General features: G+C 43.2%; 27 protein-coding genes. 11 read left to right on the top strand and 16 right to left on the bottom strand.

From position 1 onward, the window contains the following. Positions 1-56 precede the first annotated feature (56 nt). The gene (locus ACRN9H_RS05540) at positions 57-347 is read right to left on the bottom strand and encodes an ABC-type zinc uptake system zinc chaperone (protein ID WP_432312807.1); all 291 of its coding nucleotides are present in this window, start codon (positions 345-347) and stop codon (positions 57-59) included. A 277-nt stretch (positions 348-624) separates the two neighbouring features. Between ACRN9H_RS05540 and ACRN9H_RS05545 the strand changes: the two genes are divergently transcribed. Then, positions 625-750, top strand: coding sequence for a hypothetical protein (locus ACRN9H_RS05545; protein WP_263187660.1), 126 nt, complete (start codon positions 625-627; stop codon positions 748-750). Between the two features lie 110 nt (positions 751-860). On the opposite strand, the gene ACRN9H_RS05550 is transcribed toward ACRN9H_RS05545, so the two are convergent. Beyond that, positions 861-1,190 (bottom strand): hypothetical protein, encoded by a 330-nt coding sequence (locus ACRN9H_RS05550; RefSeq protein WP_432312808.1) that lies wholly within the window; start codon positions 1,188-1,190, stop codon positions 861-863. Positions 1,191-1,371: 181 nt separating this feature from the next. Beyond that, entirely contained in the window at positions 1,372-2,202 is an 831-nt protein-coding gene (locus ACRN9H_RS05555) for a MaoC/PaaZ C-terminal domain-containing protein (RefSeq protein WP_432312866.1), read from the bottom strand. 414 nt (positions 2,203-2,616) lie between these two features. Here ACRN9H_RS05555 and ACRN9H_RS05560 point away from each other — a divergent pair, with 414 nt between their 5' ends. Continuing rightward, on the top strand, positions 2,617-3,390 hold the full coding sequence (locus ACRN9H_RS05560) for a methyltransferase domain-containing protein (RefSeq protein ID WP_220773069.1): 774 nt from the start codon (positions 2,617-2,619) through the stop codon (positions 3,388-3,390). Positions 3,391-3,407: 17 nt separating this feature from the next. Here ACRN9H_RS05560 and ACRN9H_RS05565 read toward each other — a convergent pair whose 3' ends face one another. Next, positions 3,408-4,310, bottom strand: coding sequence for a TraB/GumN family protein (locus ACRN9H_RS05565; protein WP_432312809.1), 903 nt, complete (start codon positions 4,308-4,310; stop codon positions 3,408-3,410). A gap of 48 nt (positions 4,311-4,358) precedes the next feature. Between ACRN9H_RS05565 and ACRN9H_RS05570 the strand changes: the two genes are divergently transcribed. Further along, a complete protein-coding gene (locus ACRN9H_RS05570) occupies positions 4,359-4,667 on the top strand; it encodes a prephenate dehydrogenase (protein ID WP_220773071.1) in 309 nt (102 codons plus the stop codon). Between the two features lie 268 nt (positions 4,668-4,935). Here the strand turns inward: ACRN9H_RS05570 and ACRN9H_RS05575 are convergent, their stop codons facing one another. Further along, positions 4,936-5,460 carry a DUF3016 domain-containing protein gene (locus ACRN9H_RS05575; protein ID WP_263187663.1) on the bottom strand — a complete coding sequence of 175 codons (525 nt, stop codon included), beginning with the start codon at positions 5,458-5,460 and terminating at the stop codon, positions 4,936-4,938. A 275-nt stretch (positions 5,461-5,735) separates the two neighbouring features. On the opposite strand from ACRN9H_RS05575, the gene ACRN9H_RS05580 reads away from it, so the two are divergent. Further along, positions 5,736-6,044: a hypothetical protein gene (locus tag ACRN9H_RS05580; RefSeq protein WP_263187664.1), complete on the top strand. Its 309-nt coding sequence runs from the start codon at positions 5,736-5,738 to the stop codon at positions 6,042-6,044. A gap of 140 nt (positions 6,045-6,184) precedes the next feature. Beyond that, positions 6,185-6,514, top strand: coding sequence for a hypothetical protein (locus ACRN9H_RS05585; RefSeq protein ID WP_432312810.1), 330 nt, complete (start codon positions 6,185-6,187; stop codon positions 6,512-6,514). 13 nt (positions 6,515-6,527) lie between these two features. On the opposite strand, the gene ACRN9H_RS05590 is transcribed toward ACRN9H_RS05585, so the two are convergent. After that, a complete protein-coding gene (locus ACRN9H_RS05590) occupies positions 6,528-7,037 on the bottom strand; it encodes a DUF4240 domain-containing protein (protein WP_432312811.1) in 510 nt (169 codons plus the stop codon). A gap of 128 nt (positions 7,038-7,165) precedes the next feature. On the opposite strand from ACRN9H_RS05590, the gene ACRN9H_RS05595 reads away from it, so the two are divergent. The 4 genes from ACRN9H_RS05595 (at position 7,166) to ACRN9H_RS05610 (ending at position 9,831) form a co-directional block, all read left to right on the top strand. Next, positions 7,166-7,546: a hypothetical protein gene (locus tag ACRN9H_RS05595; protein WP_432312812.1), complete on the top strand. Its 381-nt coding sequence runs from the start codon at positions 7,166-7,168 to the stop codon at positions 7,544-7,546. Between the two features lie 85 nt (positions 7,547-7,631). After that, positions 7,632-8,429, top strand: coding sequence for a response regulator (locus ACRN9H_RS05600; protein ID WP_432312813.1), 798 nt, complete (start codon positions 7,632-7,634; stop codon positions 8,427-8,429). A 147-nt stretch (positions 8,430-8,576) separates the two neighbouring features. Next, the gene (locus tag ACRN9H_RS05605) at positions 8,577-8,849 is read left to right on the top strand and encodes an HU family DNA-binding protein (protein WP_220773078.1); all 273 of its coding nucleotides are present in this window, start codon (positions 8,577-8,579) and stop codon (positions 8,847-8,849) included. Positions 8,850-9,138: 289 nt separating this feature from the next. After that, complete coding sequence (locus ACRN9H_RS05610) at positions 9,139-9,831, top strand: TorF family putative porin (protein WP_432312814.1); 693 nt, start codon at positions 9,139-9,141, stop codon at positions 9,829-9,831. Positions 9,832-9,918: 87 nt separating this feature from the next. Here ACRN9H_RS05610 and rimK read toward each other — a convergent pair whose 3' ends face one another. The 4 genes from rimK to ACRN9H_RS05630 form a co-directional block, all read right to left on the bottom strand. Next, positions 9,919-10,824, bottom strand: a complete 906-nt coding sequence (gene rimK / locus ACRN9H_RS05615) for a 30S ribosomal protein S6--L-glutamate ligase (protein ID WP_432312815.1) — start codon at positions 10,822-10,824, stop codon at positions 9,919-9,921. 160 nt (positions 10,825-10,984) lie between these two features. Beyond that, positions 10,985-12,718 (bottom strand): putative bifunctional diguanylate cyclase/phosphodiesterase, encoded by a 1,734-nt coding sequence (locus ACRN9H_RS05620; RefSeq protein WP_432312816.1) that lies wholly within the window; start codon positions 12,716-12,718, stop codon positions 10,985-10,987. Between the two features lie 9 nt (positions 12,719-12,727). Beyond that, positions 12,728-13,162 (bottom strand): response regulator, encoded by a 435-nt coding sequence (locus ACRN9H_RS05625; protein ID WP_432312817.1) that lies wholly within the window; start codon positions 13,160-13,162, stop codon positions 12,728-12,730. Continuing rightward, positions 13,159-15,312 (bottom strand): CHASE domain-containing sensor histidine kinase, encoded by a 2,154-nt coding sequence (locus tag ACRN9H_RS05630; protein WP_432312818.1) that lies wholly within the window; start codon positions 15,310-15,312, stop codon positions 13,159-13,161. The genes ACRN9H_RS05625 and ACRN9H_RS05630 overlap by 4 nt, the downstream gene beginning before the upstream one ends. Before the next feature lie 324 nt (positions 15,313-15,636). Here ACRN9H_RS05630 and ACRN9H_RS05635 point away from each other — a divergent pair, with 324 nt between their 5' ends. Further along, positions 15,637-15,813, top strand: a complete 177-nt coding sequence (locus ACRN9H_RS05635; RefSeq protein WP_220773085.1) for a PA3496 family putative envelope integrity protein — start codon at positions 15,637-15,639, stop codon at positions 15,811-15,813. A 150-nt stretch (positions 15,814-15,963) separates the two neighbouring features. Here the strand turns inward: ACRN9H_RS05635 and ACRN9H_RS05640 are convergent, their stop codons facing one another. After that, positions 15,964-16,932, bottom strand: coding sequence for a PDC sensor domain-containing protein (locus tag ACRN9H_RS05640; protein ID WP_432312819.1), 969 nt, complete (start codon positions 16,930-16,932; stop codon positions 15,964-15,966). Between the two features lie 278 nt (positions 16,933-17,210). Here ACRN9H_RS05640 and ACRN9H_RS05645 point away from each other — a divergent pair, with 278 nt between their 5' ends. Then, positions 17,211-18,566 (top strand): flavohemoglobin expression-modulating QEGLA motif protein, encoded by a 1,356-nt coding sequence (locus ACRN9H_RS05645; RefSeq protein WP_432312820.1) that lies wholly within the window; start codon positions 17,211-17,213, stop codon positions 18,564-18,566. Between the two features lie 87 nt (positions 18,567-18,653). Here the strand turns inward: ACRN9H_RS05645 and ACRN9H_RS05650 are convergent, their stop codons facing one another. The 5 genes from ACRN9H_RS05650 to ACRN9H_RS05670 all read right to left on the bottom strand — a co-directional run bounded on the left by ACRN9H_RS05650 (position 18,654) and on the right by ACRN9H_RS05670 (position 24,149). Then, a complete protein-coding gene (locus ACRN9H_RS05650; RefSeq protein ID WP_220773087.1) occupies positions 18,654-20,030 on the bottom strand; it encodes an alanine/glycine:cation symporter family protein in 1,377 nt (458 codons plus the stop codon). A gap of 268 nt (positions 20,031-20,298) precedes the next feature. Next, on the bottom strand, positions 20,299-21,741 hold the full coding sequence (locus ACRN9H_RS05655; protein ID WP_432312821.1) for an MBL fold metallo-hydrolase RNA specificity domain-containing protein: 1,443 nt from the start codon (positions 21,739-21,741) through the stop codon (positions 20,299-20,301). A 117-nt stretch (positions 21,742-21,858) separates the two neighbouring features. Then, on the bottom strand, positions 21,859-22,677 hold the full coding sequence (locus ACRN9H_RS05660; RefSeq protein WP_432312867.1) for a DUF2927 domain-containing protein: 819 nt from the start codon (positions 22,675-22,677) through the stop codon (positions 21,859-21,861). A gap of 230 nt (positions 22,678-22,907) precedes the next feature. Continuing rightward, on the bottom strand, positions 22,908-23,144 hold the full coding sequence (locus ACRN9H_RS05665; protein ID WP_432312822.1) for a thioredoxin family protein: 237 nt from the start codon (positions 23,142-23,144) through the stop codon (positions 22,908-22,910). Positions 23,145-23,153: 9 nt separating this feature from the next. Next, complete coding sequence (locus ACRN9H_RS05670; protein ID WP_432312823.1) at positions 23,154-24,149, bottom strand: permease; 996 nt, start codon at positions 24,147-24,149, stop codon at positions 23,154-23,156. Positions 24,150-24,507: the final 358 nt, after the last annotated feature.

A 24,507-nucleotide genomic window follows, 5' to 3' on the forward strand; every position in this document is an offset into this window, starting at 1 on the left:
CGACGACTAATATAAAGTCATCAAGAAATACAATAAGTTAAAATATTTAAATTGATTTAGAGAGCGTAGGGAGGCGCACGACTGCGGTAAACACTGACGTGTTTAGAAATAGAAGGAGGTAAAATAAACTCGACCACATCGAAATGCTGTATAACTAAATTTAGCGTCAGTGATTGGGTCGGTATAATCTTGTTCAGTTGATGCTGATGGAAGCACAACGTACAGTGGGTCTTAGCCCCATCATCGAGATGGGTCACACTATGGGCTGAGGCGGCAAAAGATAGCATTATCAATACGGCAGAAAGCCATATCGAAATCGTGCGTCTTATGTGACTTTTAAGTCTCACCAGTCGTCCCCATAGTTAAAAAGTGGCATAAGTCTATGTCAGGGCGATAGCAAGTTGCAATAAGGTAATCACCTTGCAAAGAGTTACAGGATATGTGCAGCCCTCAATCTTCGCCATAAATGCAAGCTAAGCCCCGACTGAAACCCTAGCAAAAGCGTGTATTTAAGATTAACTTAAGTGAGCATAACTATAGTGTATTTAGTTTTTATGTCGGCGAGCATAACGAAAAAGTTGAGCTCGATATGGCGCCACTTCTATCCAGCAAAAGGCAACGTTCATGCTAACATTTTTACGTAACAACTTAGGGCTTATCTTAGGGATTGTCATCTTCAGCGTGGTGATTTTTGGCGGGATTTATTACGTTGAGCATTCATTAGCAGGCCAAGAACAAGTCGTGCAGTAAGTCACTACCTAATGCGCTAAATACTGACTCCTGCAGCGCCACTGACATCATATTGAGTGCCCTTCAAGGCGCTCAATAGCGGCAATTTTTACAAAATTAACGTCTGAAAACTAACGATACTTCTGCCTTTGATCACTATCATCAACTTGCTCTGGCGCTTCTTTAGTGACGAGCTGGTCCATAAAATGGCTTATAAATAACAGCATCAACGAAAAAATCATCACTGGGATCATAATATTGCGCATAGAAGCATCGAAGTAACTGTAGATCGCCGTAAAAACACTTAAATAAAATCCTAATAGCTTCAGTTTACCAAATACAGGGTTACGACCTAACCAAGCCATGCAATAGGGACAACGCGCTTCTGCATCAAATCCACTGCCCCTTTGCTGGCTGATATCACTGACTTTGATGTATTGATGGCAATGGGAACACAACATGAAACACAATTCCTAAATAACGATGCACAAGTTTAACCGTTTCCTATTTGAATGCGCCCTAAAATAGGGATTATCGTCATAAAAAACAGACATATCATTGATTACGGCTAAGACGAAAAACTCAATAATAAAGCGCCCTAAGGCGCAGTAACTCTGTGAGTATTGCTTAGACAAGTGTAATTTAAAACTGCACATCACCACTTAAATGTGGTCGACGGCCTTTGCTGTCGCGCAATTCAAAAATCATCTTATCGGCAGTTTGTTCATAGCCAAAGCCAACATCGGCAGGCATTAACAACGGCAGTTTAAAGGTCACATCGACAGTAAATGGACGATCACCAATACTTGGCATTAACTCCGCCAAACAACGTGCTTTAGACCACATGCCATGGGCGAGAACTCGATCAAAACCAAAACGTTTTGAGAGTACTGGATGCAAATGGATTAAGTTATAGTCACCAGATGCCTTAGCATAACGACGGCCTAAATCTTCACTCAAACGCCAACTCTGTGGTGTTTCCCATGCCATATCAATGGCTTTAGGTGGACGAACACGGCGCCCAGCAACATCAATACGATATAAGTAGGTTGATAGCGATTCCCAAACGAGTTCTTCCCCGACAAATACCTTAGAGACAAACTCAAACTCTAGGCCTGAGTCAGTTTCACGACTCGTTGTAAGAGCACATTCAAAGGAAAATATTTCGTCAACCGTAACGGGACGATATACCTGAATACGATTCTTTAAGTGGATCATGCCAAGCAGTGGAAAAGTGATGCCATCGTGGGTAAAAATCACCGCGTGTAGGCGAAATGCCATCACGTAAAGATAGGTTGGCGGCAGGACTTTACCATCAAACTTAAAACCACAAACCTGCGCGTATTGACTGACTTTAGCTTCAGACACACTCACACGTGACGTCGTGACCCTAATGTAGGGTAGCGGTTGCTGATCCCAACCCGGCTTACGGCCAAAGAAAATTTTGCGATAAAGAGAAAACAGCGACGGCATCGCGTTCAATTCAACACAATATGCATTATTCAAGTCTGAGTACCTTTTAATTAACTATCCCTTAGCACAAAATATATAGCCATGAATCACCCCGCACAGACGAATAATAACGGCTCAATCAAGCGGGTAACGAATGTGAAATAGGCAAAGCTGCGTCTTAGTAAGGGCGGGTGCTGACTCTCCGAATGGACAGTGATTAAGTCAGGTTTGTTCAAAACGAGGCGATTATAACCCAGAGGACAGAGTTCTGTGTATCTCTAAGTTTTGTGACAAAAACTACTTAATTTAAAATCAATGACTTAAAAATCAGTGCCGCTTATTAATTCCACTGTTTTAGGTAATAATATCTCCAGAGTGCTAAAAATTGATGTCTGTGCCACACTATCGCTCCACTCTCTTTAGCCTAGTTATCACGTGCAAGATAAGAATTTTGATAAGCTCGCGCAAAAATTTGCGAAAAACATTTATGGCACCCCAAAAGGTGAAATTCGTGCCGCTGTACTATGGCGCGATCTCGTACCAGCACTAGCAAAACTGGGAAATAGAAAACTCAGGGTATTAGATGCGGGCGGCGGTTTTGGCTACTTTAGCCAAAAATTAGCTCGCCTCGGCCATGAGGTTATACTGTGCGACATATCTGCTGAAATGCTCGCACAAGCACAAGAGCAGATAGAGGCATCGCCAACGCCATTAGCTATACAGCTTATCCACGCCCCTATCCAAGCACTGTCAGTCGATAACCACGGCTATTTCGATATCATATTGTGCCATGCCGTTGTCGAATGGTTAACCGATGCCAAACCCACTATGGCGGGGTTACTCACTATGCTAAAACCCGGCGGATTATTCTCTTTAATGTTTTATAACAAGGAGGCCATGCGCTTTCATGCTTTAGTGTCAGGTAACTTCGATTACGTCGCTGCAGATTTAAAAGTGAAGAAAAAAGTCAAACTTACGCCAACTCATCCACTTTATATTCAAGAAGTTAAAGACTGGTTTAGCGACTGGCACATGTCACTTATCAGCCAGTCGGGCGTGCGCGTGATCCACGACTATTTAAAAAAGAGTCAACCTGCTGATTTCGATTACCAAAAACTACTGCAAATGGAGCTCGAATACTCACAACGCGAGCCCTATATTTCACTCGGGCGATATGTGCACTTTTTAGGGCAAAGCCCAGCAGTTTAAGGCTATTGCCTTAATGGTTAGCCACACGCCTCTTTCCAGCAGGCGCTAACTTTAGCGCCTGCTTGTTTTAGCCGTTGCACCACACTTTTATCGCCCACCACATGACCCGCGCCAACCACCACAAATAAAGGTACAGCCACTTCACCCGAGCCCATTAATTTTATAATACCGTCTGCCATGACATGATTGCGCTGCCAAAGGATTTTTTCTAGCATTTGAGTATCGCCCTCTCCGCCCATCTGCTCTTGCATTATACTATCAAGCTCGGTTTCATTACCTGAGCGCCAAGCCGTAATTAACGATAAAAGGTCTGCATCCGAGGCGCTAATGGCTTCGCGCACCATAGACCACTGCTCTTGACTATCAAAAGACGCTAATAACTGAAATTGCGACTCTGCCGTTTCTAACTGATACACAGGCAAAGCCGCATGGCGGGCCATCAACTGCATATCGACACCATAATCGGTGCTGTAACCTAATGTGTTATAACGCATTAGGTTAACTTGCGTGGCTTGTAACCAGGGTGCAAAGGATTGAATCGACTGACAAAAATTGGCCGTAGCCGCGCAATAACGTGACATGATCTGTACCGTTTGTTTATCTCGACTCTGCCAATCTAAACCCTTAGTTTTATCGGCACGGCCATATTGTTGCAGCAAGGCTGTGCTATCAGCTTTATTAATATCGACTTCAACGACTAGGCCACGAGCTTTGCCTAATGCGGTTTCAATTTGAGCAGGTAAAGGATAAAAATCGGCACGGCCAATATGAATCGAACCCAGTAAATAGGCTGTCTTACCTTGCCATTGCACTTGGTAAAACGGCGGCTTATCGGTTTCAGCACTGACTACTTTGGTACTGAAGCTCACAAAAGCTAACAAACAGATTGATACTATTAATCGCCATTGGCTTGTTGCCATATCCTTTGCCCCTTATAATTCCTGCAAATTTTGCCATGAGACGCTGTTATGCCACACACTAAGGTTATAGAGCAACTGAAAGAGAATCTTCAAATCGCCTATCGCCAAGCTATAGACGCTGACGCTAAGTTAGATGAGCTAAAAAAATCTGGCCATGGAAACTTCACCAGTATATTTACGGCAGAACAAGGTTTTATCGCATCCAGCAATCGCTTTTTACCCTATGTACAAGAGTTGGTCGATGATTTAACTCGCATGGAAGAATACGAGGCGCTGGACACTAAAGAACTTGAAACCTATGTGCGCCAGCTCGGCGCATTGCTGCAAATGCTGCAAGCCTTTAAGAAACAAAGCTAAACACAGCTAAATGGCTGAAGTTTACCGATGAATTTCAGCCCTTTATTATCTTGTATTACCGCACAATATCCTCTCTCAAGCGACCATCAATCCGTTGCTCCAACCGCGATTCAATATATTAGAGAATAATAACAACGGCTTTGAAGCTTATAAGTGGAAGGTAAAAAAATAGGCTAAATCCGTAAATTACGAATTCAGCCTATTAGAGAGTCAGTAAATTATTAATCTGGGGCCTTAAGTGCTTAAACTTTAGTGACCGACTGAGTGATTAAAGTTGTGGGGCAATCGTTTTCTTTAACCATTCAGTGAGCATCTTAGTTTCGTAAACAAAAGGTTTATCCGTTGACGAATGGATCCCACCTAAAAAGCCCATATCTGATAATTTCTCATCGCCTACGATAATCACTTTGTCATTTTCTAAAATTTGATAAGAAAAAGTCATACGCGGTGGATAGATATCTTTAATAACGCGTAAATCATCAGTGGTAGCACCAAAAGTAGGGCGCATATCACCCGCAAGATCAACATCAGTCATCGTCATTTCAAGCTTTTGATTAGGCTTTAAAATCTTTGATGCCTCTTTGTTGACGTTTTTGGTTAAGGTTTCAAATAAACGCTTCTCATAGCGGGATTGGATCTCACCGGATGATTTTATATCGCGAAACTCTTTAGGGTTTTGCCAAATAATTTTAACCATACCATCTTCAGTAACTGGGTTCACTGGCGCCTCTTCGGCCGCCCAAGCTGCGCTACAACTCAACACACTTGCGAGTATAAGGGACTGAATTTTCATATTTGCCTCCAAGGCCTCAATAATTTTCTGTGAACTACAGTACAAAATCTAACCTGAACTCGAGCTTAATGCAAAAGTGATATTAATGCCGCAAAATCAGCATAAGACTCTGTATATATAGGTAAATATTGTGTATCGGCGTTATTTTACACGTATCGTTTTGTATCGAGATGTGATAGGTAAGCATATAGTTGCTAATTTGTAATCATTTTTAGCGCATAAGCTAAAGAAAAACGTTATCCTTCCGCTATTGTTCACATAGCTTGTTTAATAACATGAAATTCCCAGTGGTACCTGTGTTCATCCTTATCCTATTTAGCTGTGTCGTTAGTGCGATTTGGTTTATCTCTCCAGCAGACAAAGATACAGGTCCTAAGACTTGGTCGGCCTTTATTTATAATCATGGCTATAACTCTGGAAAGTATAAAAAAACTGATAACTTTGATAGCTATGACGCCTGCAGCGATTTTGCACGCGAGCAATCCGCCTTCTACGACGATGCACCTTGGGAATGTGGTTCTATGTGCCAGTTTGAAAGTCGCAAGCAAGGATTTCAATGCGAAGAAATGAAGAATGAACACTAACTAACCATTCAGCATCGGTTCAATATTTATACAATAAGCTAAGCCCCTCACAGTACAACTCAACTCGTTTTCTTTACCGTCTAGGGATGCACGATTTAGAACTAACGAATTAAACGTAATTGTTAATTTGGAGCTCACCTATGAACGTAAAAATAGCGAACGTAACAGCAACTCATTCATTCAACTCATTGTCACGTAAACTGGCTTTACTGGCGCTACTGACAATGGGAACTAGCCTAAGCTTTTCAAGCTCTGCAGCACTATTGACCATGGACCAACAACAAGCAGTTAACGCTCATTTTAGCAAATTGGCTCAAGTACAAAATACCGCCGAAACTCAAATGACTGAACAACTCAAGCAAGATTTTAATCAACAACTTACGCTGCAAGAGCACAAACTGATGCAAAGTATCTGCCCTAAATACGGCATGACCTTCGATGTCAGCACGAATGCCTGCTTACGCTCATAGTTTATTTCGCTGATTAGAAAGGAAAACGCGCACTGAGTTCAGGATATTGCAACTTTAAATCCTTGGGCTTAGTGCTAAATTTTTTCCCCAAGGGTGTCGCTTTACCTGATGGCATAAAGGGTAACTCATCACCGGTTCTATCTTCGTACAATTGCCCCGCAATAAGATCATACTCATCGACAAAGGGGTACGCATACGCATCTTTTTCAGGCCAAATGACTAAACGCGCTAAGGTGTCAGGCTGATTCACTACACCATCGTAGATTTCTTTGCCAAGTGAAATTAAAAAACATCTGAACTCAGCAAAGGCATATTCAGAATCACACCCCGTAATAATATAAGCCGCGCCCCAAACCGACCATAAATAGCTACGGCGCATCTGCTGACCAAAGATTTTATCAAAGGCTTTTAACTCTACATTACTTAGCTCGGCGAGGTTCTGTTTTAATGCTTGAGTCAAAGACTCCTGTGATTGCGCCGCTTCTGTTCGCGTGACTAAACCCCAAAACTCAATTTCTGTCATACACTTCACCTATTTAGAGCCCTTCTAAAAAAGTCATATTCTACACGATATTACGGTTATGCTGGACTCAGATAAGCGCATTTCTTACACTTGCTCATCTTCTTAGTTACTGGCCTGCAGATCGATCCATGCCTAAACGTCTTATGTTACTTATCGCTTTATATTGCCTCTGTTGCATTGCTGCACTTTTGCGGGCGGTGATGACGCAATCCTTTGATCTATTTACCCTAGGCGTTTTCCCTGTGCTGATAGGTATATTAATGCGCACACCTTGGTCGAGCTTAATGCTGAAGATTTATATTGGCATGCAAACCTTAGGCTTTTGCGCTTTGGCGACAACAGCCCTTATTGCCTATCGTATTACCCCAGAAGATGTCAGAGTGGTTATTTCAGGCCACAATATTCCCATATTGCCACTGACTGTGAGCATGATTGTGATTTTACTCATACAATATTGGGCAGCGTTTTCTAAGGTAACGAGTCAATATTTGACCCGCCAAACGCAGTGATGGACATTTGTGGCTAAGCTGTTATTAATAGCATCATGCCCCTAAAAATACCCGCGGTTCTTAACTCGGTAACATGAAGTAAACTATGAGCCATTTATTGCCCAGCGAACTTTCTATTCTTTTGGTTGAACCTTCAGAGACACAACGTCGGATTATTATTCAACGTTTACAACAAGAAGGCATTCTCAGCATTCAAACCGCAGAAAATATCGAAGCAGCGAAAGAGATTATTACTCGTCATAAACCCGACCTCATCGCCAGCGCCATGCATTTTGATGACGGCACAGCCATAGACCTCTTGGACTATTTAAGAGCCAACCCCGAATGTAAAGATATTCAGTTTATGTTGGTCTCTAGCGAGTGTCGCCGTGAACAACTTGAAATATTCCGTCAATCGGGCGTGGTGGCAATTCTTCCTAAGCCTTTTAGTGCAGAGCATTTAGGTACAGCTTTGAATGCGACGATTGATCTGCTTAGCCACGATGAACTCGATCTCAGCAACTTTGACGTGCAGGATGTACGTGTATTAGTTGTTGATGATAGCCGTATGGCAAGAAACGTGATTAAACGCACTATTACTAACTTAGGGATGAAACTCATTACCGAAGCTGAAGATGGTGCTCAGGCCATTGAGTTGATGAAGCACAATATGTTCGACTTAGTGATCACCGACTACAATATGCCCAGTGTAGATGGCCTTGCTCTGACTCAATTTATCCGCAATGAAAGCTTACAACCGCATATTCCTATCTTAATGGTCTCATCTGAAGCCAACGACACTCATCTGAGTAATGTATCCCAAGCTGGTGTTAATGCCTTATGCGATAAGCCATTTGAACCCAAGTTAGTTAAAAAATTGCTCTATCAACTGTTAGAAGAATAAAACCTAAGTCACGAACTGAGTAAATATTCTGCGCTTTACGAATATCCTACAGCACGCTAAACGCAAAAGGCTTTCCAAGCGTTAAACCTTATGGCATGTTAGGCACGCTAATTTCAAATAAATCTACGGAAAGAAGAGACAATAAAAATGAACAAAACTGAACTTATTGCCAAAATTGCAGAAAATGCCGATTTAACGAAAGTTGAAGCCGCACGTGCATTGAAGTCTTTTGAAGCAGCAATTACTGAATCAATGAAAAATGGTGACAAAATCTCCATCGTAGGCTTTGGTTCTTTTGAAACAGCGACTCGTGCTGCTCGCACTGGCCGTAACCCACAAACAGGTAAAGAAATTCAAATCGCTGCAGCGACTGTACCTAAGTTTAAAGCGGGTAAAACCCTACGAGAGAGCGTAAATTAAGTTAGCAATATCAAAACAACGCCTCCATAGTGAGGCGTTTTTTTTACCTTATCCCCATAAAGTCTTGAGCGTTTTTCGCACAATAAAAGTGCACCTCTGCCTCATAAACTGACAAGCAAACATATTCTCCCCACCAATAATTATCTAATCTATTGTTTTATATGAAATTGTAATGATGGCATGTGATTCGCAAATCCCTTCTTAGAAATAACCAAGATGCACTAATGACCGCTGTTTACTTAGGTGTGCCACTAGTGAATCGATAAATAAGTCAATCGAGGGGATGAGCATGAAGAAATCACAGTACAGCGTTTTGGCTTTATCGACGGCAATGTTACTGGCTGGCAATGCCTTTGCAGCCGTATCAGGCAACATTGGTGGTACTTCTAATTACCTGTGGCGCGGTGCAACCCAAACCAAAGATGCGGTCGCAATCCAAGGGGGGATTGACTATAGCCATGATGCTGGATTTTATGCGGGCACTTGGGCATCAAATGTGGATTTTGGCGACGATACTAGCTACGAGCTGGATCTCTACGCCGGTTATGGCGGCAGTATTACCGACGATATCAGCTACGACTTTGGCTACCTCTACTACGCCTATCCAGACGCTCCTGGCAGCATTGATTTTGGTGAACTTCATGCTGCAGTAACGTGGAAGTGGCTTGAACTCGGTTACTCCCATGTCATCAATGCCGGTGACGATGTCGCAGCAGCGCCTTTAGATAATAAAGATCTCAGCTATCTTGCGGCAACTCTCTCAGTGCCTCTCACTGAAAAGCTGAGCTTATCGGTGCACTATGGTTACTCGAGCGGCGATGTTGTTCAATCTTGGTTTGGCGAAGATAACTATGCCGACTATAACGTCACACTCAGCGCAGACACCAGCATGGGCACAGTGTCGTTTATGTTGTCAGATACCGATCTTAGCGATGATGATGCCAAACTGGTACTCGGCTATTCCTACAGTTTTGATCTTTAGGCTTAAGTAACCTGAACTCGGGATAAGCTCCCTGCATAAATAAAAACGCCACCTTAAGCGGTGGCGTTATTTTATAACCATCACCGATTAGGCGATGATTGGTCTATTCGTTTTACGGGCAGCGACCATTTTTTCGATATATTCAACAATCGGCTCGGTGACCGAAATCCCCGTCGTTTGCTCAATACCTTCGATACCCGGTGCCGAATTAACTTCTAAAATCAAAGGACCACGGTTAGAGCGTAAAATATCGACCCCAGCAACAACTAAGCCCATTGCCTTCACTGCGGCAATCGCCATCTTACGCTCTGTCGCGGTGATTTTAACCATCTCTCCACAACCACCTAAATGCAGATTAGAGCGAAAATCGCCCTCTGCTCCTTGGCGCTTCATCGAAGCAACGACTTTATCACCCACGACGAAACAGCGAATATCACTGCCATTGGATTCTTTAATGTATTCTTGCACTAAGATATTCGCTTTAAGCCCTAAGAATGCCTCTATCACACTCTCTGCAGCCGTTTTCGTCTCAGCTAATACCACGCCAATCCCTTGAGTGCCTTCCAGCAGCTTAATCACTAATGGAGCGCCGCCCACCATATTGATGAGATCGGGGATATCATTAGGTTTATTAGCAAAACCCGTCACTGGCATGCCAATGCCTTTACGAGAAAGTAATTGCAGCGCCCGCAGTTTATCCCGAGAACGCGCGATTGAAATAGAATCGTTCGCGGCGTACACGCCCATCATTTCGAATTGACGTACCACAGCGCAACCATAAAAAGTCACGCTGGCATGAATACGCGGAATAATGGCATCAAACCCAACGAGTTCAGTACCTTCATAATGAATACTCGGTTTAATGGAGTTGATATTCATATAGCAGTTCAGTGTATTGATCACGACCGCCTCATGTCCGCGTTTTTGACATGCTTCCACTAATCGTTGTGTTGAATATAACTGCGGAAATTGAGATAAAATGCCTATTTTCATGGCTGAGTGACCAACGTAAGTGTGTGTGGATAAATCGTTCTGTAGTATCAAATACGCCACAACAGAAAAGGGGGCGATATTTGTCTATATCTGAGTGTAAAGCAAGAAAATACTGCTAACCAGATGAAATCAATATGCTATTACAATACTGCGAGGTAACTTACATTCGCACCAGTGTGGGGGTTAATAAAGGTAAAATATATTTCGCCTCAAATATCGATGCATCGAGCGGTGGCGAAAATAAATAACCCTGTAATACAGTGCAATGGCGAGAAGTGCAAAACTCAGCTTGTTGCATAGTCTCAACGCCTTCGGCAACCGATATCACATTAAAACCATGGGCGAAATTAAATAACGCCGCAAGCAAACGGGTATCTTTTTCATCGTTATCATAGCAAGCGATAAAACTTTTATCGATTTTCAGTACACTAATCGGAAATAGCTTGATGTGCTCTAAAGATGAAAAGCCAGTACCAAAATCATCCAAGGCAAAACGCACCCCTAACTGAGCAATTTTATCGAGCTCTTTTGCGTGTTCATGGGGATCTTCAATAAGGCAATTTTCAGTAATTTCGAGCTCTAATGCACAGGGAGGTAACCCTGTAGTCTGCAGCGCGTGCACTATGTTATCAAACAGACGCCCATTATCAATTTGAGACGCCGAGAGATTAACGGCGATGGTAAATGTGAGTCCTGTCGGCAGCAATTGCGTTAGCCAACGCTGCGCCTGAGCACAGGCTTGCTCAAGTACCCAATTCCCAATTTCAGCCATTAAACCTATCTCTACAGCTATGGGTAAAAATTGATCTGGAGCAATAATGCCATCTGTAGGATGTTGCCAACGGATCAGGGCTTCCATACCCACAAGTTGGTGTGTTTTTGCATTGACTTGAACTTGATAGAATACCTTAAACTCATTGCGCTTTAAGGCCATACGCAAACTTGACTCGATATGATTACGATATCGCACTTCTTTATCTAACGCTTCTGAGTAAAACTGGATTTGATTGCGCCCCATTTTTTTAGCGCGATACATTGCAATATCAGCACACTTCATCAGTTCCTCACTGTTTGAAGCCGCCTCATTATAAAAAGCCACACCAATACTGGCACCTATAAATACATCATTATCGCCAAGACAGAAGGTTTCCTCGAAGGCTTTCAATAAGCGATTTGCCACGACCATCGGGAAGTATTGATGGTCGTTATCAGTGACTAACACGACAAATTCATCGCCGCCTAAACGGGCAATAATATCGCCATCACGTAATAAATCGTTTAATCGTGATGCCACTTGGACTAAAAGCACATCTCCAACTTGATGACCTAATGTGTCATTAATCGCTTTAAAATCATCTAGATCTAAAAGAATTACGGCTAAAAAATCATTGCTGCGTTTTACTCTAGCAATAGCACGATTTAGACATAGTTCAAAACCGTAACGATTAACAAGCTTGGTGAGGGAGTCGTGTTCTGCGAGCTCTTTCAACTTTTGGTGACTATTACGTAATGCTAACGCCATCGAAGATCGTTGTTTCGCGTAGCGGATAGCGCGGGTCAATATCCGTGAGTTAACTTCATCTTTAAGTAAAAAGTCTTGTGCACCCAACTCAATACAACGCTGCGCCAGTTTCTCATCTTCATAACGACTTAGCATAACAACAACAGTCTGATCTTGGGTCATCGCATTGAGCTTGATCAACACCTCTAATCCATTCGCATCTGGCAATAAATAATCCAATAAAATACCGTCAAAATGACGCTCTAACGCTAAGCTCAAACCATCGAATGCACAATTTGCTTCGACTACATTAAACGTCAACTTTGATTGTCTGAGTGCTCTGATAATCGCCGTTCTATCGACTTCATCATCATCGATTAGTAGTAAATCCATATACTCACCCTATGCAGATGGAAGCTCAACGATACGCCAGTAGCCTTCGAGCATATTAAAAATGTGGTTAAAGCCGTCTTTCATATTGGTTTTAACCATATAGCCAGCGACATGATGACTATATGCCTTCATCCTATCCTCATCGGTACTCGACGTCGTCAGCATAAAAACAACCGCCGAAGTGAGCGCTGGATCAGCACGTATCTGCTCAAGAAACTCAAAACCATTCATTCTGGGCATGTTCAGATCCAGTAAAATAAGGTAAGGACCTTTAATCCCATCAACATTCGTAAGAATAGATAATGCCTCAATTCCATCTCGAGCCCGTACGATAGGGTTAAGTAGCCGTAACTGCTGCATTGCGCGCTGCACAGCCATATAATCCACATCATCATCATCAACCAGTAAAATAGTGACCTGCTGATATTGATTGACTGCACTCATAGTGCCTCCTTACGGCTAATCTGCTTTGGCCAACTAAATCGAAAACAACAGCCGCGACCTTCCGATTGAAGTTGGATCTTACCGCCTATACTCTCAAGCGTTTTTTTCACCAGCGATAAGCCAAGACCACTGCCTTCTACCTCATCCCTTGGTTTAAGCGTTTGAAACATTTGAAAGACTTTATCGTGATAAGAGCTTGATATCCCTGGTCCATCATCACTCACACTAAACCAATAATATTCGCCAATTGATTCGCATGAGACAGTTATCACCCCAGTTTCTCTGTCATGGTGTTTAATCGCATTACTAATTAAGTTTCGTAGCACTAACTCTAGCAATACTCCCATAGAATGGAACTGTGGAAACTCCCCCTGTAAGACTAATTCGAAGCCTTTGGGTGGTGCAACCAAAGCAAACATATCTTCAATTAGCTGCCGACTATTGACTTCAACCGTTTCATTATCGACACGCCCAATACGTGAAAACATCAAAAGTCCATCGAGTAACAATACCATTCGATGAATACGGCTTTGAATAAGCCTAAGATACTTATGGATATCCTCACTGGTATTATCGGCTAAATCTTCCGACAACCACGAAGTTAATTGCTCTATCCCCCTCAGTGGTGATTTCAAATCATGGGAGGCGATATAAGCAAATCGATCTAATTCTTGATTAATACGTTCCAGTTCTTGCGTATGCTCAGCTCGCTGAATTTCAATACGTTTACGTTCAGACACATTATTAATCGTCGCAAGAATAGAAATACCCTGACTAAAATGGATAGGTGTCAGCCCTACTTCAATGGCGAGCCGACTGCCATCCTTACAGCAGCCAAATAGGTCATCACGCATCGACATATTTTTAGCTATCGGTTGCACTAAGTAGTGGCTCATGTGCTGTTGATGGCTATTCCGGAGCGATTCGGGCAATAACATATTGATTGAGCGACCGAGCAACTCGTCTCTGGCATAGCCAAATAAACGTTCGGCGTGAGTATTGACTAAAGTAATACATCCGGTTTTATCGGCCATCAGCAGCGCACTGGGGGAGGCTTCAATCACTAATCTAAAGCGTTTCTCATTAGCGATTAACTCAGAGGTCAACTGAGACTCTTTATACCGATTACGTGCCATTACGATCACAGAGTAAAACAACGCTAAAATAAAGGCACTGCCGATAAATTGTAACCAGAGGCCTTGGGACTCTTCTGATTGCGAAATAAAACGTGATTGGGATGAAATATCTAAACGCCAAACTTGCCCACCGATAGTTTCATTATGTGAGTGATAAAACACATCCTGCTGCTGGGGCAATGCCTTGCTGCTAGCAAACATTAAACTATCGGCACTGGCTTGTGCATTTTCATAAATGGCAAGTTTAAGGCCAGAGAAACGGTCGCCCATAATCCCTTGCATTAGATCTTCCATCCTAAATGCCGCGTAAACGAGCCCGCTAACGTGTTGTTTGCGTTCAGCCTCAGTGCTTGCTGAACCTTGATAAAGTGCTAAATACATTAAAAAACCCGCTTGGGTATTATCTAGCGAATCTTGCACTAAAGTGACTTTACCCGAGACCGTTGGCTGCCCTGTCACAATCGCGCGATCTATTGCTTTACGCCTATTTGCCTCAGAGCACATGTCATAACCTAGCGCCCTTTGATTCAACCAATCAAAGGGCTCTAGATATAAGATCACACAATACTGATCCCGTAGCCCTTCTGGATACACCTGGTAATCTTTATAGTCTTCGGCCTGAATACGTTTAACTTGGGTGCTCAATGTGTCAGGTTTAAGCAATAATGCATAACCAAACCCTTGAAATCCTGGGTAATAATCAGACAATTTGGCATTAACAACATAGATTTGCCATTCTTTGCGAGTCACATCACTCGATGATAACAACAGGCCAACCCCACCGCGCAGTACTTGCTCATAAGCCAGCATTCTGCGGTTTACCGCTTCCGTTAGCTCTTGAACACTGTTCTCGAAACGCTCTTCTCCCCTATCTCTAAGATATTGCTCGAGCACATACCAAGAAATTACCATGAAAAATATCGCCGAAACTATCATCAGCCAGCTAGAACTCAGTACGCTAGAGTAAATATTGTTAGATTCATCAGGAGATTTAGAAAACACATCCTTGTCCATGTGAGCCAATTCCTTAGCGATATATCAATAGTTAGCACTGCTACCAGTGTTGTAGTAATTGTCGCTAAATTCAAGTTTATCCTACTATTTAACTCAGGATTAACCCAAATGCTGCTATGTCACTGATGTGCTCTCAATCACAAAGTAAGTAAGAACTAAATTAACCAAATATCGAATCTTTTTCTTGGACTTGCCCTAAACCACAGTGAATTGAATCATTCCGCTCACGGGAAGAAAATTTTACCCATAGTTGTAAAATTTTTTGCTTTTCTGCCACACTCTTTTTAGATAGAAAGTCGTTAGGAATAACCAGAGGAATTCGTTATGGCTCATATTACTGAAGTCGTGCCCAACGATACTGAACTTGAGGCAATGACCAACCCAAAAAACGGCAAAGCTGCTGAAGCAATGCAGCATAGACGTGAGGTCAAAAGACGTTTAGAGGATTACCTCGAACGAGCAGAGTTAAAACGTGCATTAGGAGATGACGATTTTTTCTAGCCTTGTATTTTCTGACTAACTGCCCTGATTGAGTGGACAGCCACTATTATGCCCACTCATTTAATTTACCTATCCTGAAATGCAGGATTATGGTCGATTAAATCGACTAAACCTGCATATCTAGCCCGATAAAACACTAAGCTTTTAACGTTAATGTGTTTTTTTACTCTTTTTGTAGGCTTGAGTTTTAATCAACAGCCATTCAGCCTTTGCGCCCAAATATACATATGCACCTAACCCCACTAACAAACCGACTACCGCTAACATCATCCAGATTGCAGGCTCAATATATTGTTTCTCACCCAGTGACGCCTTAAACATAGTCAATAAAGCCTCAATCGAAATGGCAATGAGGATGGTAGAAACAAACCGCGTAATGGTCCGCCTTGTTGAGCTGTGGCGAAAAATATCTTTATGCATTAGGACTTCTTCTTCAAGAATCGTTTTCCCGAGATCAAAAATCGCGAGAGCCAGCGTCATAAAAATAATGATCCCAAAAGGTTGCAGCGGATCTTGACCGATTATATCAACCGTAAATAAGCCGTAGATATCCCGTAATGCGGTCCAAATCAATACAGCCACCAGCACAAACAGCCCTGCTACTATCACCCCATAAACCGCTTTAAACGCCGGAGTCACACGCCTTCTGGCACTATCTCCCATCATAAATTCAATCAAACGGGTCAAGTCCACATCTATCACTAAAAAACCCAATTTTTGTTCCTGTTGATAAACCGCCAAGGAGGCTGAAAGGCATAAGTTACCGCTGGCATTAGATAAATAAGGCCGTGTGATGTTTACGCTATCGGACTCATCACGATTGATAAAATAAGGCCTTTGGCTGCGATCGCGATTACTACCTAGCGGAATTAACTCAATTTGGCGGTCTACCACAGCGATATTTTGGCTGATTTGCAACCCTTTACTATCGAGTAAATACATCAGTTCAACAAAGGGATAGCTCTTTGCTATTCCTTTCATCGTTTTAATATTCACCTGAGGTTGTTCAAATAACTCGGCATCGGCCATCCCCGTTAGAATCGATTCCATCAGCTCATGTACTGTGGCTTCATATTCGTGATACCGCTCGATCACGCTCAAATAGCTCATCGCTGCCATTATTCACTCCAGTAAGCCAATTCCAGAATTAAAACAAAGCAGTTTTAATGCCATACAAACAAAACCATATAAAACAAAATGTTAATTATTATAATTAACGGTTGATGGCACTAACATAGTAATAGCTGCACCAAAATGATTCGCAAAACCGATAATACTCCACCCAACTAATCGAGATATTTCCTAATCATACCTGCTAATCAATATGAATAAATAAGCTTTAACGCTATGATTGCCGACATCTCTCTTAGCTGAAACTACCTGCAGGATATACGGGAATGTCTGAGTCGTTAGCCCAATACCAACAAGATTTGCGCCGTTTTTCTGATGAATTGATTCGTATCCAAACCCCCATAAAAATCTTAGATGCCATTAAATGGCCACGGGAAATGGAGGAACGTTTTCTCTCCAATAAAGGCACTGTATTACCGGCTATCAAACAAGACTTCTATCAAAACATTGCCTTACCTTTTGACCCAGTAAAAACGCAAGCTGAGCTGGTCTCCTTAAAACAAGATATCCATAGACGCATGGGTAAACGCGATAAGCTCGGCAAAATATTAGTCGCAAACGTCGACCAATATCGTCTTGTAGTGGATATGCTCGGTAATAGAGGCACGCCAACATTTGGCAAACTTAGCCAAGAATTATATGGTAGTGCGAGCCACAGATTACACGGCGATCGCCACACACTGCGCCAGCTAGGTGATAAGCTCAGTTATATTTTCTCGCTGCCAGCGGCGAGACACATGAATAAACACCACCCTAAAATCATCAGTGCACCAGAAGCCGTTAACGTGCTCAGCCAACGCTTAGAGAAATACTTCCATAGCGATGATATGTGCGTGCGCCTCAGTGACGGTATCGTTTCTGATGCCGCCGTCGGTGGCGATACCGTTAAACTCAATAGCAGAGCCATGTTCAGCGAGTCGGATCTGAATGTATACGAGGTTCATGAAGGCTGGGTACATGTTGGCACAACACTCAATGGCCGAGCCCAGCCCCATGCCACTTGGTTGAGTGTGGGCTCTCCCCGCGTCGCAGCGACTCAAGAAGGTCTCGCGGTTTTACTTGAGATGCTGACACTCAGCTCAAATCCTGGTCGAGCTCGTCGAATTAGCGATCGAGTCGCGGCTGTCGATATGGCAGAAAATGGCGCTGACTTTATTGAAGTGTTCAATTATTTCAGAGAATTAAACTTAAGCGCAACCGATAGTTACCGTGTTACGCAAAGGGTCTTTCGCGGTGGCATGGTGGAAGGAGGCAGCTTTTTTACTAAGGATATTTCCTATGTGCGTGGCTATGTGGAAAACATTAACTTTATCCGTAGCGCTATCACCTCAGGCCTTCCAGAGCTCATCCCTATGTTATTCTTAGGTAAATTGGCTATCGAAGACATTCCAGTGCTATACCAAGCCTGCCAAGAGGGGATTTTAACGCCACCTAAATATTTACCGCCTATGTTTGATAACTTCAGCGGTCTGTACGCTTGGTTTGGTTTTGCCTCAGGATTAGCTGGAATTGATTTGAAAGGCGTACAACGCCACTTTACTCGTCTATTTAAAGGCGTGCCGAATGTCGTTCCAGCCTTTGAACCACACGATGATACTGAGTTCGACAACAACTCAGATTAATACACAAATACTCTTGATATAAATGAAAAAAGCTCACAACTATGTGAGCTTTTTTTATTCTAACGTGACTCAACTTTATTTATCAGATTAAGATTGGGCCTTTGCTGCTTCATCGGCGCGCTTTTTAATGAAGTATTCCCGCGTTAAACCAAAGACCACAGGGCTTAACAATGCCAAAGCGATTAAGTTAGGAATCGCCATCATGGCGTTTAAGGTATCAGCTAGTAACCACACAAAGTCTAGCGAACTGACAGCTCCTAAAGGTACGGCAATGGTCCACAGTAATCTAAAGGGCTTTACCGCTTTGATACCAAAGAGATATTGCACGCATTTCTCACTGTAAAAACTCCAACCGATAATAGTCGTGAAGGCAAAGAGAGACAGTGCGATGGCAACGATATAATTGCCCATAGGCAAGGCTTGGGAGAAAGCGTATGAAGTTAGCGCAGCACCATTTTCGCCAGAGGTCCAAGAGCCAGAAACCACAATCGCCAAACCTGTAATAGAACAAACGACTATGGTATCAATAAAGGTACCGAGCATAGCCACTAACCCCTGCGCCACTGGATTATTTGTTTGCGCGGCGGCATGCGCTATCGGCGCACTGCCCAAACCCGCTTCGTTCGAAAACACCCCACGGGCCACACCAAAACGGATCGCAGCCCATACCGCTGCGCCCGCAAAGCCACCTTGGGCAGCCACGGGATTAAAAGCACTGTGAATAATTAAGGCAAATGCATCAGGTATATCTTGAATATGTACGATTAATACACCTAAGCCCGCGGTAATATAAAAAATCGTCATAAATGGCACTAACTTACCAGCAACTTCAGCGATACGCTTAATGCCTCCCATCAACACTGCGCCCACGAGCAGCATCATTACCACGCCAGACACCCATGCCGGAACTCCAAAATTACTGCTTAATGCCGCCGCAACTGAGTTGGCCTGTACCGTATTGCCAATACCAAATCCGGCAAGAGAGCCAAAAATCGCAAACAGTGTGCCTAACCAAGCCCACTTCTTGCCGAGACCATTTTTAATGTAATACATAGGGCCGCCGACATGGTTCCCCTGAGCATCGACCTCACGGAATTTAACTGCCAGCACAGCCTCAGAATATTTAGTCGCCATCCCCACCAACGCGGTGCACCACATCCAGAATAAGGCACCTGGGCCACCGACAAATATAGCAGTAGCAACCCCTGCAATGTTACCCGTACCAATAGTGGCAGAAAGCGATGTCATCAACGCATTAAACGGGCTCACGTCCCCTTTTACTGTTTTATCTTTATCGGGAAGACGCCCAGACCAAAGTAACTTAAAGCCTGTGCCTAATTTCAGAATGGGCATTAATCTCAGCCCGAGGGAAAGAAACAAACCCACGCCTAAGATCATCACCAACATAGGTGTGCCCCAGACAAAGCCATTAACTAGGCCAACAAATTCCGTAATTGCTTCCATTCAAACCTCATAATGACTTGTTATTGTTATTATTTAACTGGCTATACCGCATTAGATACGCAGTCTAATATCATTTATCAAAATATAATCTAACAGCCTAAAATCAAATTACAACGAATTATTAACAATCGGAATTATAAATATCGAGATACTTTATGCCATAAGAATTTTAAAGCAGCGTTGCGATTACGCGGTGAGATATTATTTACAGCACAAATAAAAAAGCCCTACCGTATCCGGTAAGGCGTTGTCGATAAGACTGATAAACTTAGGCGGGTTTCCACACTAACTTAGGTAGTTCAGTTAAATCTAGTTTATCGCCATGAGTGGCAATCGCAGTCGCTTGCGGTTTTGTCTTCGGATCTTGATTAATGACCTCGACTAATCCACGCTGCGCCTCGGGTTCTCCGTGGACTAAAATCAGCGGTGGTTGGCCTTCAAAATGTCGATACCAGCGTAACAATTCTGCTTGATCCGCGTGGGCAGATAATCCACCTACGGTATGTAACTTAGCGGCCACTGTAATACTGTTGCCGTGGATGGTTAGCTCCTTCGCACCGTCTACTAAAGTCCGTCCCGGTGTTCCAATAGCTTGATAACCACAGATAATCACATCGCACTCTGGGCGCCACAGATTGTGCTCTAAGTGGCTACGAATACGCCCACCGTTACACATGCCGCTGCCCGCGATAATAATTAATCCTTTGTGTATGTCATTCAATGCCATCGACTCTTCGGTCGTCTGGATAAACTCGATATTCGACAGCAAGGGATGTTGCCCAGGATGCTGACGAGTAAAACGTTTAAAGTCCTCATCCATCAGCGGATAATTATTAACATAAACCCGAGTCGCCTCAATGGCCATAGGGCTATCTAAGCAAATTTTCCAACGCCCCAAATCCCATTCTTTTGCATATAAATGAAAAAGATATAATAACTCCTGCGCTCGTCCAACTGAAAAAGCCGGTAGCAAGATATTGCCTTGGCTTTCGTTAACTGTCTTAGCGAAAATGCCTTTTAGCTCAGCTAAGGTCTCAGTCCAACTGCGATGAAAACGGTTGCCGTAGGTGCTTTCCATTAAGACTAAATCCGCCGTATCCACTAAAGTCGGATTACGTAAAATCGGCATGCCTGCACGACCAAGATCGCCACTGAAGACCACTTTCTTCTGTGACTTGCCTTCGCCTAACCACAGCTCAACTAAAGCTGAACCTAAAATGTGCCCTGCATCCGAGAGACAAATATCCACATGCGGGATAACCCGAGTCACTTCGCCATACTCCAATGGTACAAATTGTTTTATGGCTTGTTCGGCATCTTCAACTGTGAACAAAGGATCTAAAGGATCAAGATCATGCTTAGCGCGCTTTTTATTGACCCTTTCAGTATCACGGGTCTGTAGCATGGCGGCATCTTTGAGCATGATGGCACACAGTTCAGCGGTAGCTTTATGGGTATAAATGGGGCCATCAAAACCCGATTTAACTAAAAGGGGTAAACGCCCTGAATGATCGATATGGGCGTGGCTGAGTACCACGGCAGATATAGACTCAGGATTAAAAGCGAAGGGTTCATGGTTACGCAGTTCGTCCGCTTTACCGCCTTGGATCAAACCACAATCAAGCAATAAGTGTTCATGGTCGACCGAAAGTAAATGACACGAGCCCGTCACTTCCTCTGTCGCCCCTAAAAACTGCAATGTCATTCGCATGGTGTCACTCCGACTTATTTACCTTGTATAAAGATAGACTATGCCCTTATTCCTAAAACAAAAAGGATTAATTGGCCGCGTGAAGACAATGACAACTTTAGCAGTAACGCTCAAGCATCAATAACCTAGCAAAGGGTATAACTGACCTTGGCGCACTATTTTATCGGCATTCGCAATCGTGCCATCGCCTTGCCATTGCTTCAGTAAATGTTGCACTGGGGACTCGATCTCAGCAGCAGTCATTCCCGCGCGAATACTCGAGTTATAGAGTAGTTTAAGCAGAATTAAATCGAGCCCAGTGAGTAAATCTTGCGGGGTTTTATCGTTAAAGATAGAGGGGAACACTTTTTCGGAATCATTAGGCAATCCGAGCACTTGGGTTATTTCTTCAACCACGCAAGCCACTAACTTACCGTGCATTTGCGCTTGATCAACGGGAATAATGACCCATGCACGTTCAATCTCACTCTTTGAGTTAAGGGCGAACTTACCCATACAAACAGAGCCATGAATATTTTGCACCGAGTTGACTCCCATCAAGCGCGTCACCTCACTTGCCCACAAGGATTGACGGGTAAATACTAAATGGAGGTTCGCATCAGCTAGCGTATCCACCAGCTGCATATCATGACCAGTAATCTCGGCTAAATGCGTTAGCTGCATCTGCACTAATTGTGTGTGCAGCGCCCTATCGCCCACTTGATGTTCAATAAACACTCGCACAGGTATGTGCCATTTACGTATCCGATGTTTAGCCTTGTCATACTCATTTTTAAGTGCGACTTCACTGAACGCTTGGCGGATGTAGAGTGAGCTTTGCCAAGCCGCAGGCTTAGCAACATGATTTAAAGCAGGCGTGGTTTGTGCCGCAAAAACAGGTAACGTTGAGCAACATATACTGAAATAAAAGCTTAGATATAGACCTAAATTTAACAGTGTCCGCACGGCCGCCCTCGAATATTCATCCTAGTTAAGTCCCAATAAATTGATGTTAAATTATGATTTTTTCATTTTATGGCAATTAATTTTGACTTATGCGGTAACAGCGCCATTGCCAAAAAATGGAGAGCGACAATGGCGTATATTGTTAGCCTCTATTTTTACTAACACTATCACTGTATGGCAAATGGACCAGTAATGCGCCTTAGCGCCTAACAGTTAGCAACTTAGTCCCTTAACCATCCTTCAACTTCATCACGGGTCGGTACTGATCCACTGTGGATGAGCTCATCATCAATGACTACCGCAGGGGTTTTCATAACGTGAAATTTCAATAAACTTTGAGGATCCGTGTCTTTTTTTACGATGACATCTATGCCCATTTCTTCTGATATGTCTGCAATCATCTCGGCAGTTTGGCTACACTTAGCACAGCCGCTACCTAATACTTTGATTTTTTTCATGTTACTTCCTTATAAATACGGTGCTGCAAAATTAAAAATCCAACCTACTAACGTAAATGCCGTTAATAGTACAACCAACAGCACCGCCAAAAGGCGCCACTGCATGACTTGTTTAAGTAAAACAAATTCGGGGAAACTGGCTGCGACGGTACTCATACAAAATGCCAGCGTGGTACCAATGGGTAAGCCATTTGCCAACAAGCTTTCCATCACAGGAATAATACCTGTTGCATTAGAATACAAAGGAATACCGATTAGCACTGCCACAGGTACAGACCACCACTGACCTTGACCTAAATGGGTTTCGACCCAGCCCTCTGGTACAAAACCATGCAAGGCAGCGCCAAGACCTACACCGATAACGACCCACTTCCATACGCGACTAAAAATTTCAATCGCCTCCGCTTTAGCAAAGACATGACGTTGAGAAAAGGATAAAACACGATCTGGAATAGCGGCATCGTTCGATAACGCCATCTGCCGCCCACGGGCTAGGGCCTCTGCAGCGAAGGATTGTAACCAACGCTCAGCCTTCATCGCATCTAACAACAGCCCGCTGACTATGCCCACTGTCATACCAACGACAACATATAGCAAGGTAAACTTCCAGCCTAACAAACTCATAAGCAGTAATACGGCGACTTCATTGATCAAAGGCGAGGTGATCAAAAATGCCATCGTGATACCAAGGGGAATGCCAGCCGAAGTAAAACCTAAAAAGACCGGGATGCTCGAACAAGAACAAAAAGGGGTAATCGCGCCAAAGGTCGACCCCAATAAATAACCTACACTCTTATTCTTACTGGCTAAATAATCCCGAACGCGCTCAACATCTAGGGAAGCACGTAGTAGTGCAATGAAATAAATCATCACCACCAGTAATACAAAAATTTTACTGACATCTTCAACAAAAAAATGCACTGCGCCGCCCAAGGCTGAATCGGCCTCAAGACCAAATACGCCGTATACTAGCCAAGTCGAAAATTCAGTAAATATTTGGAACATATTGATCCCTAATAAAATATAAGCTTACATCACTATAATTTAGGATTGACTCTATCAGAGTACGCTGTGCAACGTACTGAAGGTATCGCAGTCACCTTATCATTCTTACCCAATCGTCTAAGCACTGTCACTTAGGCTGCTCTTAGAATTTAACCAAATAAACAAATAGCGACTGCGACAGCAAGCTCAAAAAATGAGAGGGATGGGCTATGCTCGCCACTACCAACATGGAATGGGTCAGTTTAGGCAGTATGGAATGGATAAATTTAGATTGTGAGGCAGTGCAATCCGTTAATTACAGATAAAGCTTTAGCTTAAAAAATAACAGCTACGCAGCACTGACATCATAGTGTGCTTC

Source organism: Shewanella sp. MF08487 (assembly GCF_050848685.1).
In the GTDB taxonomy this organism is placed as follows: Bacteria; Pseudomonadota; Gammaproteobacteria; order Enterobacterales; family Shewanellaceae; genus Shewanella; species Shewanella glacialipiscicola.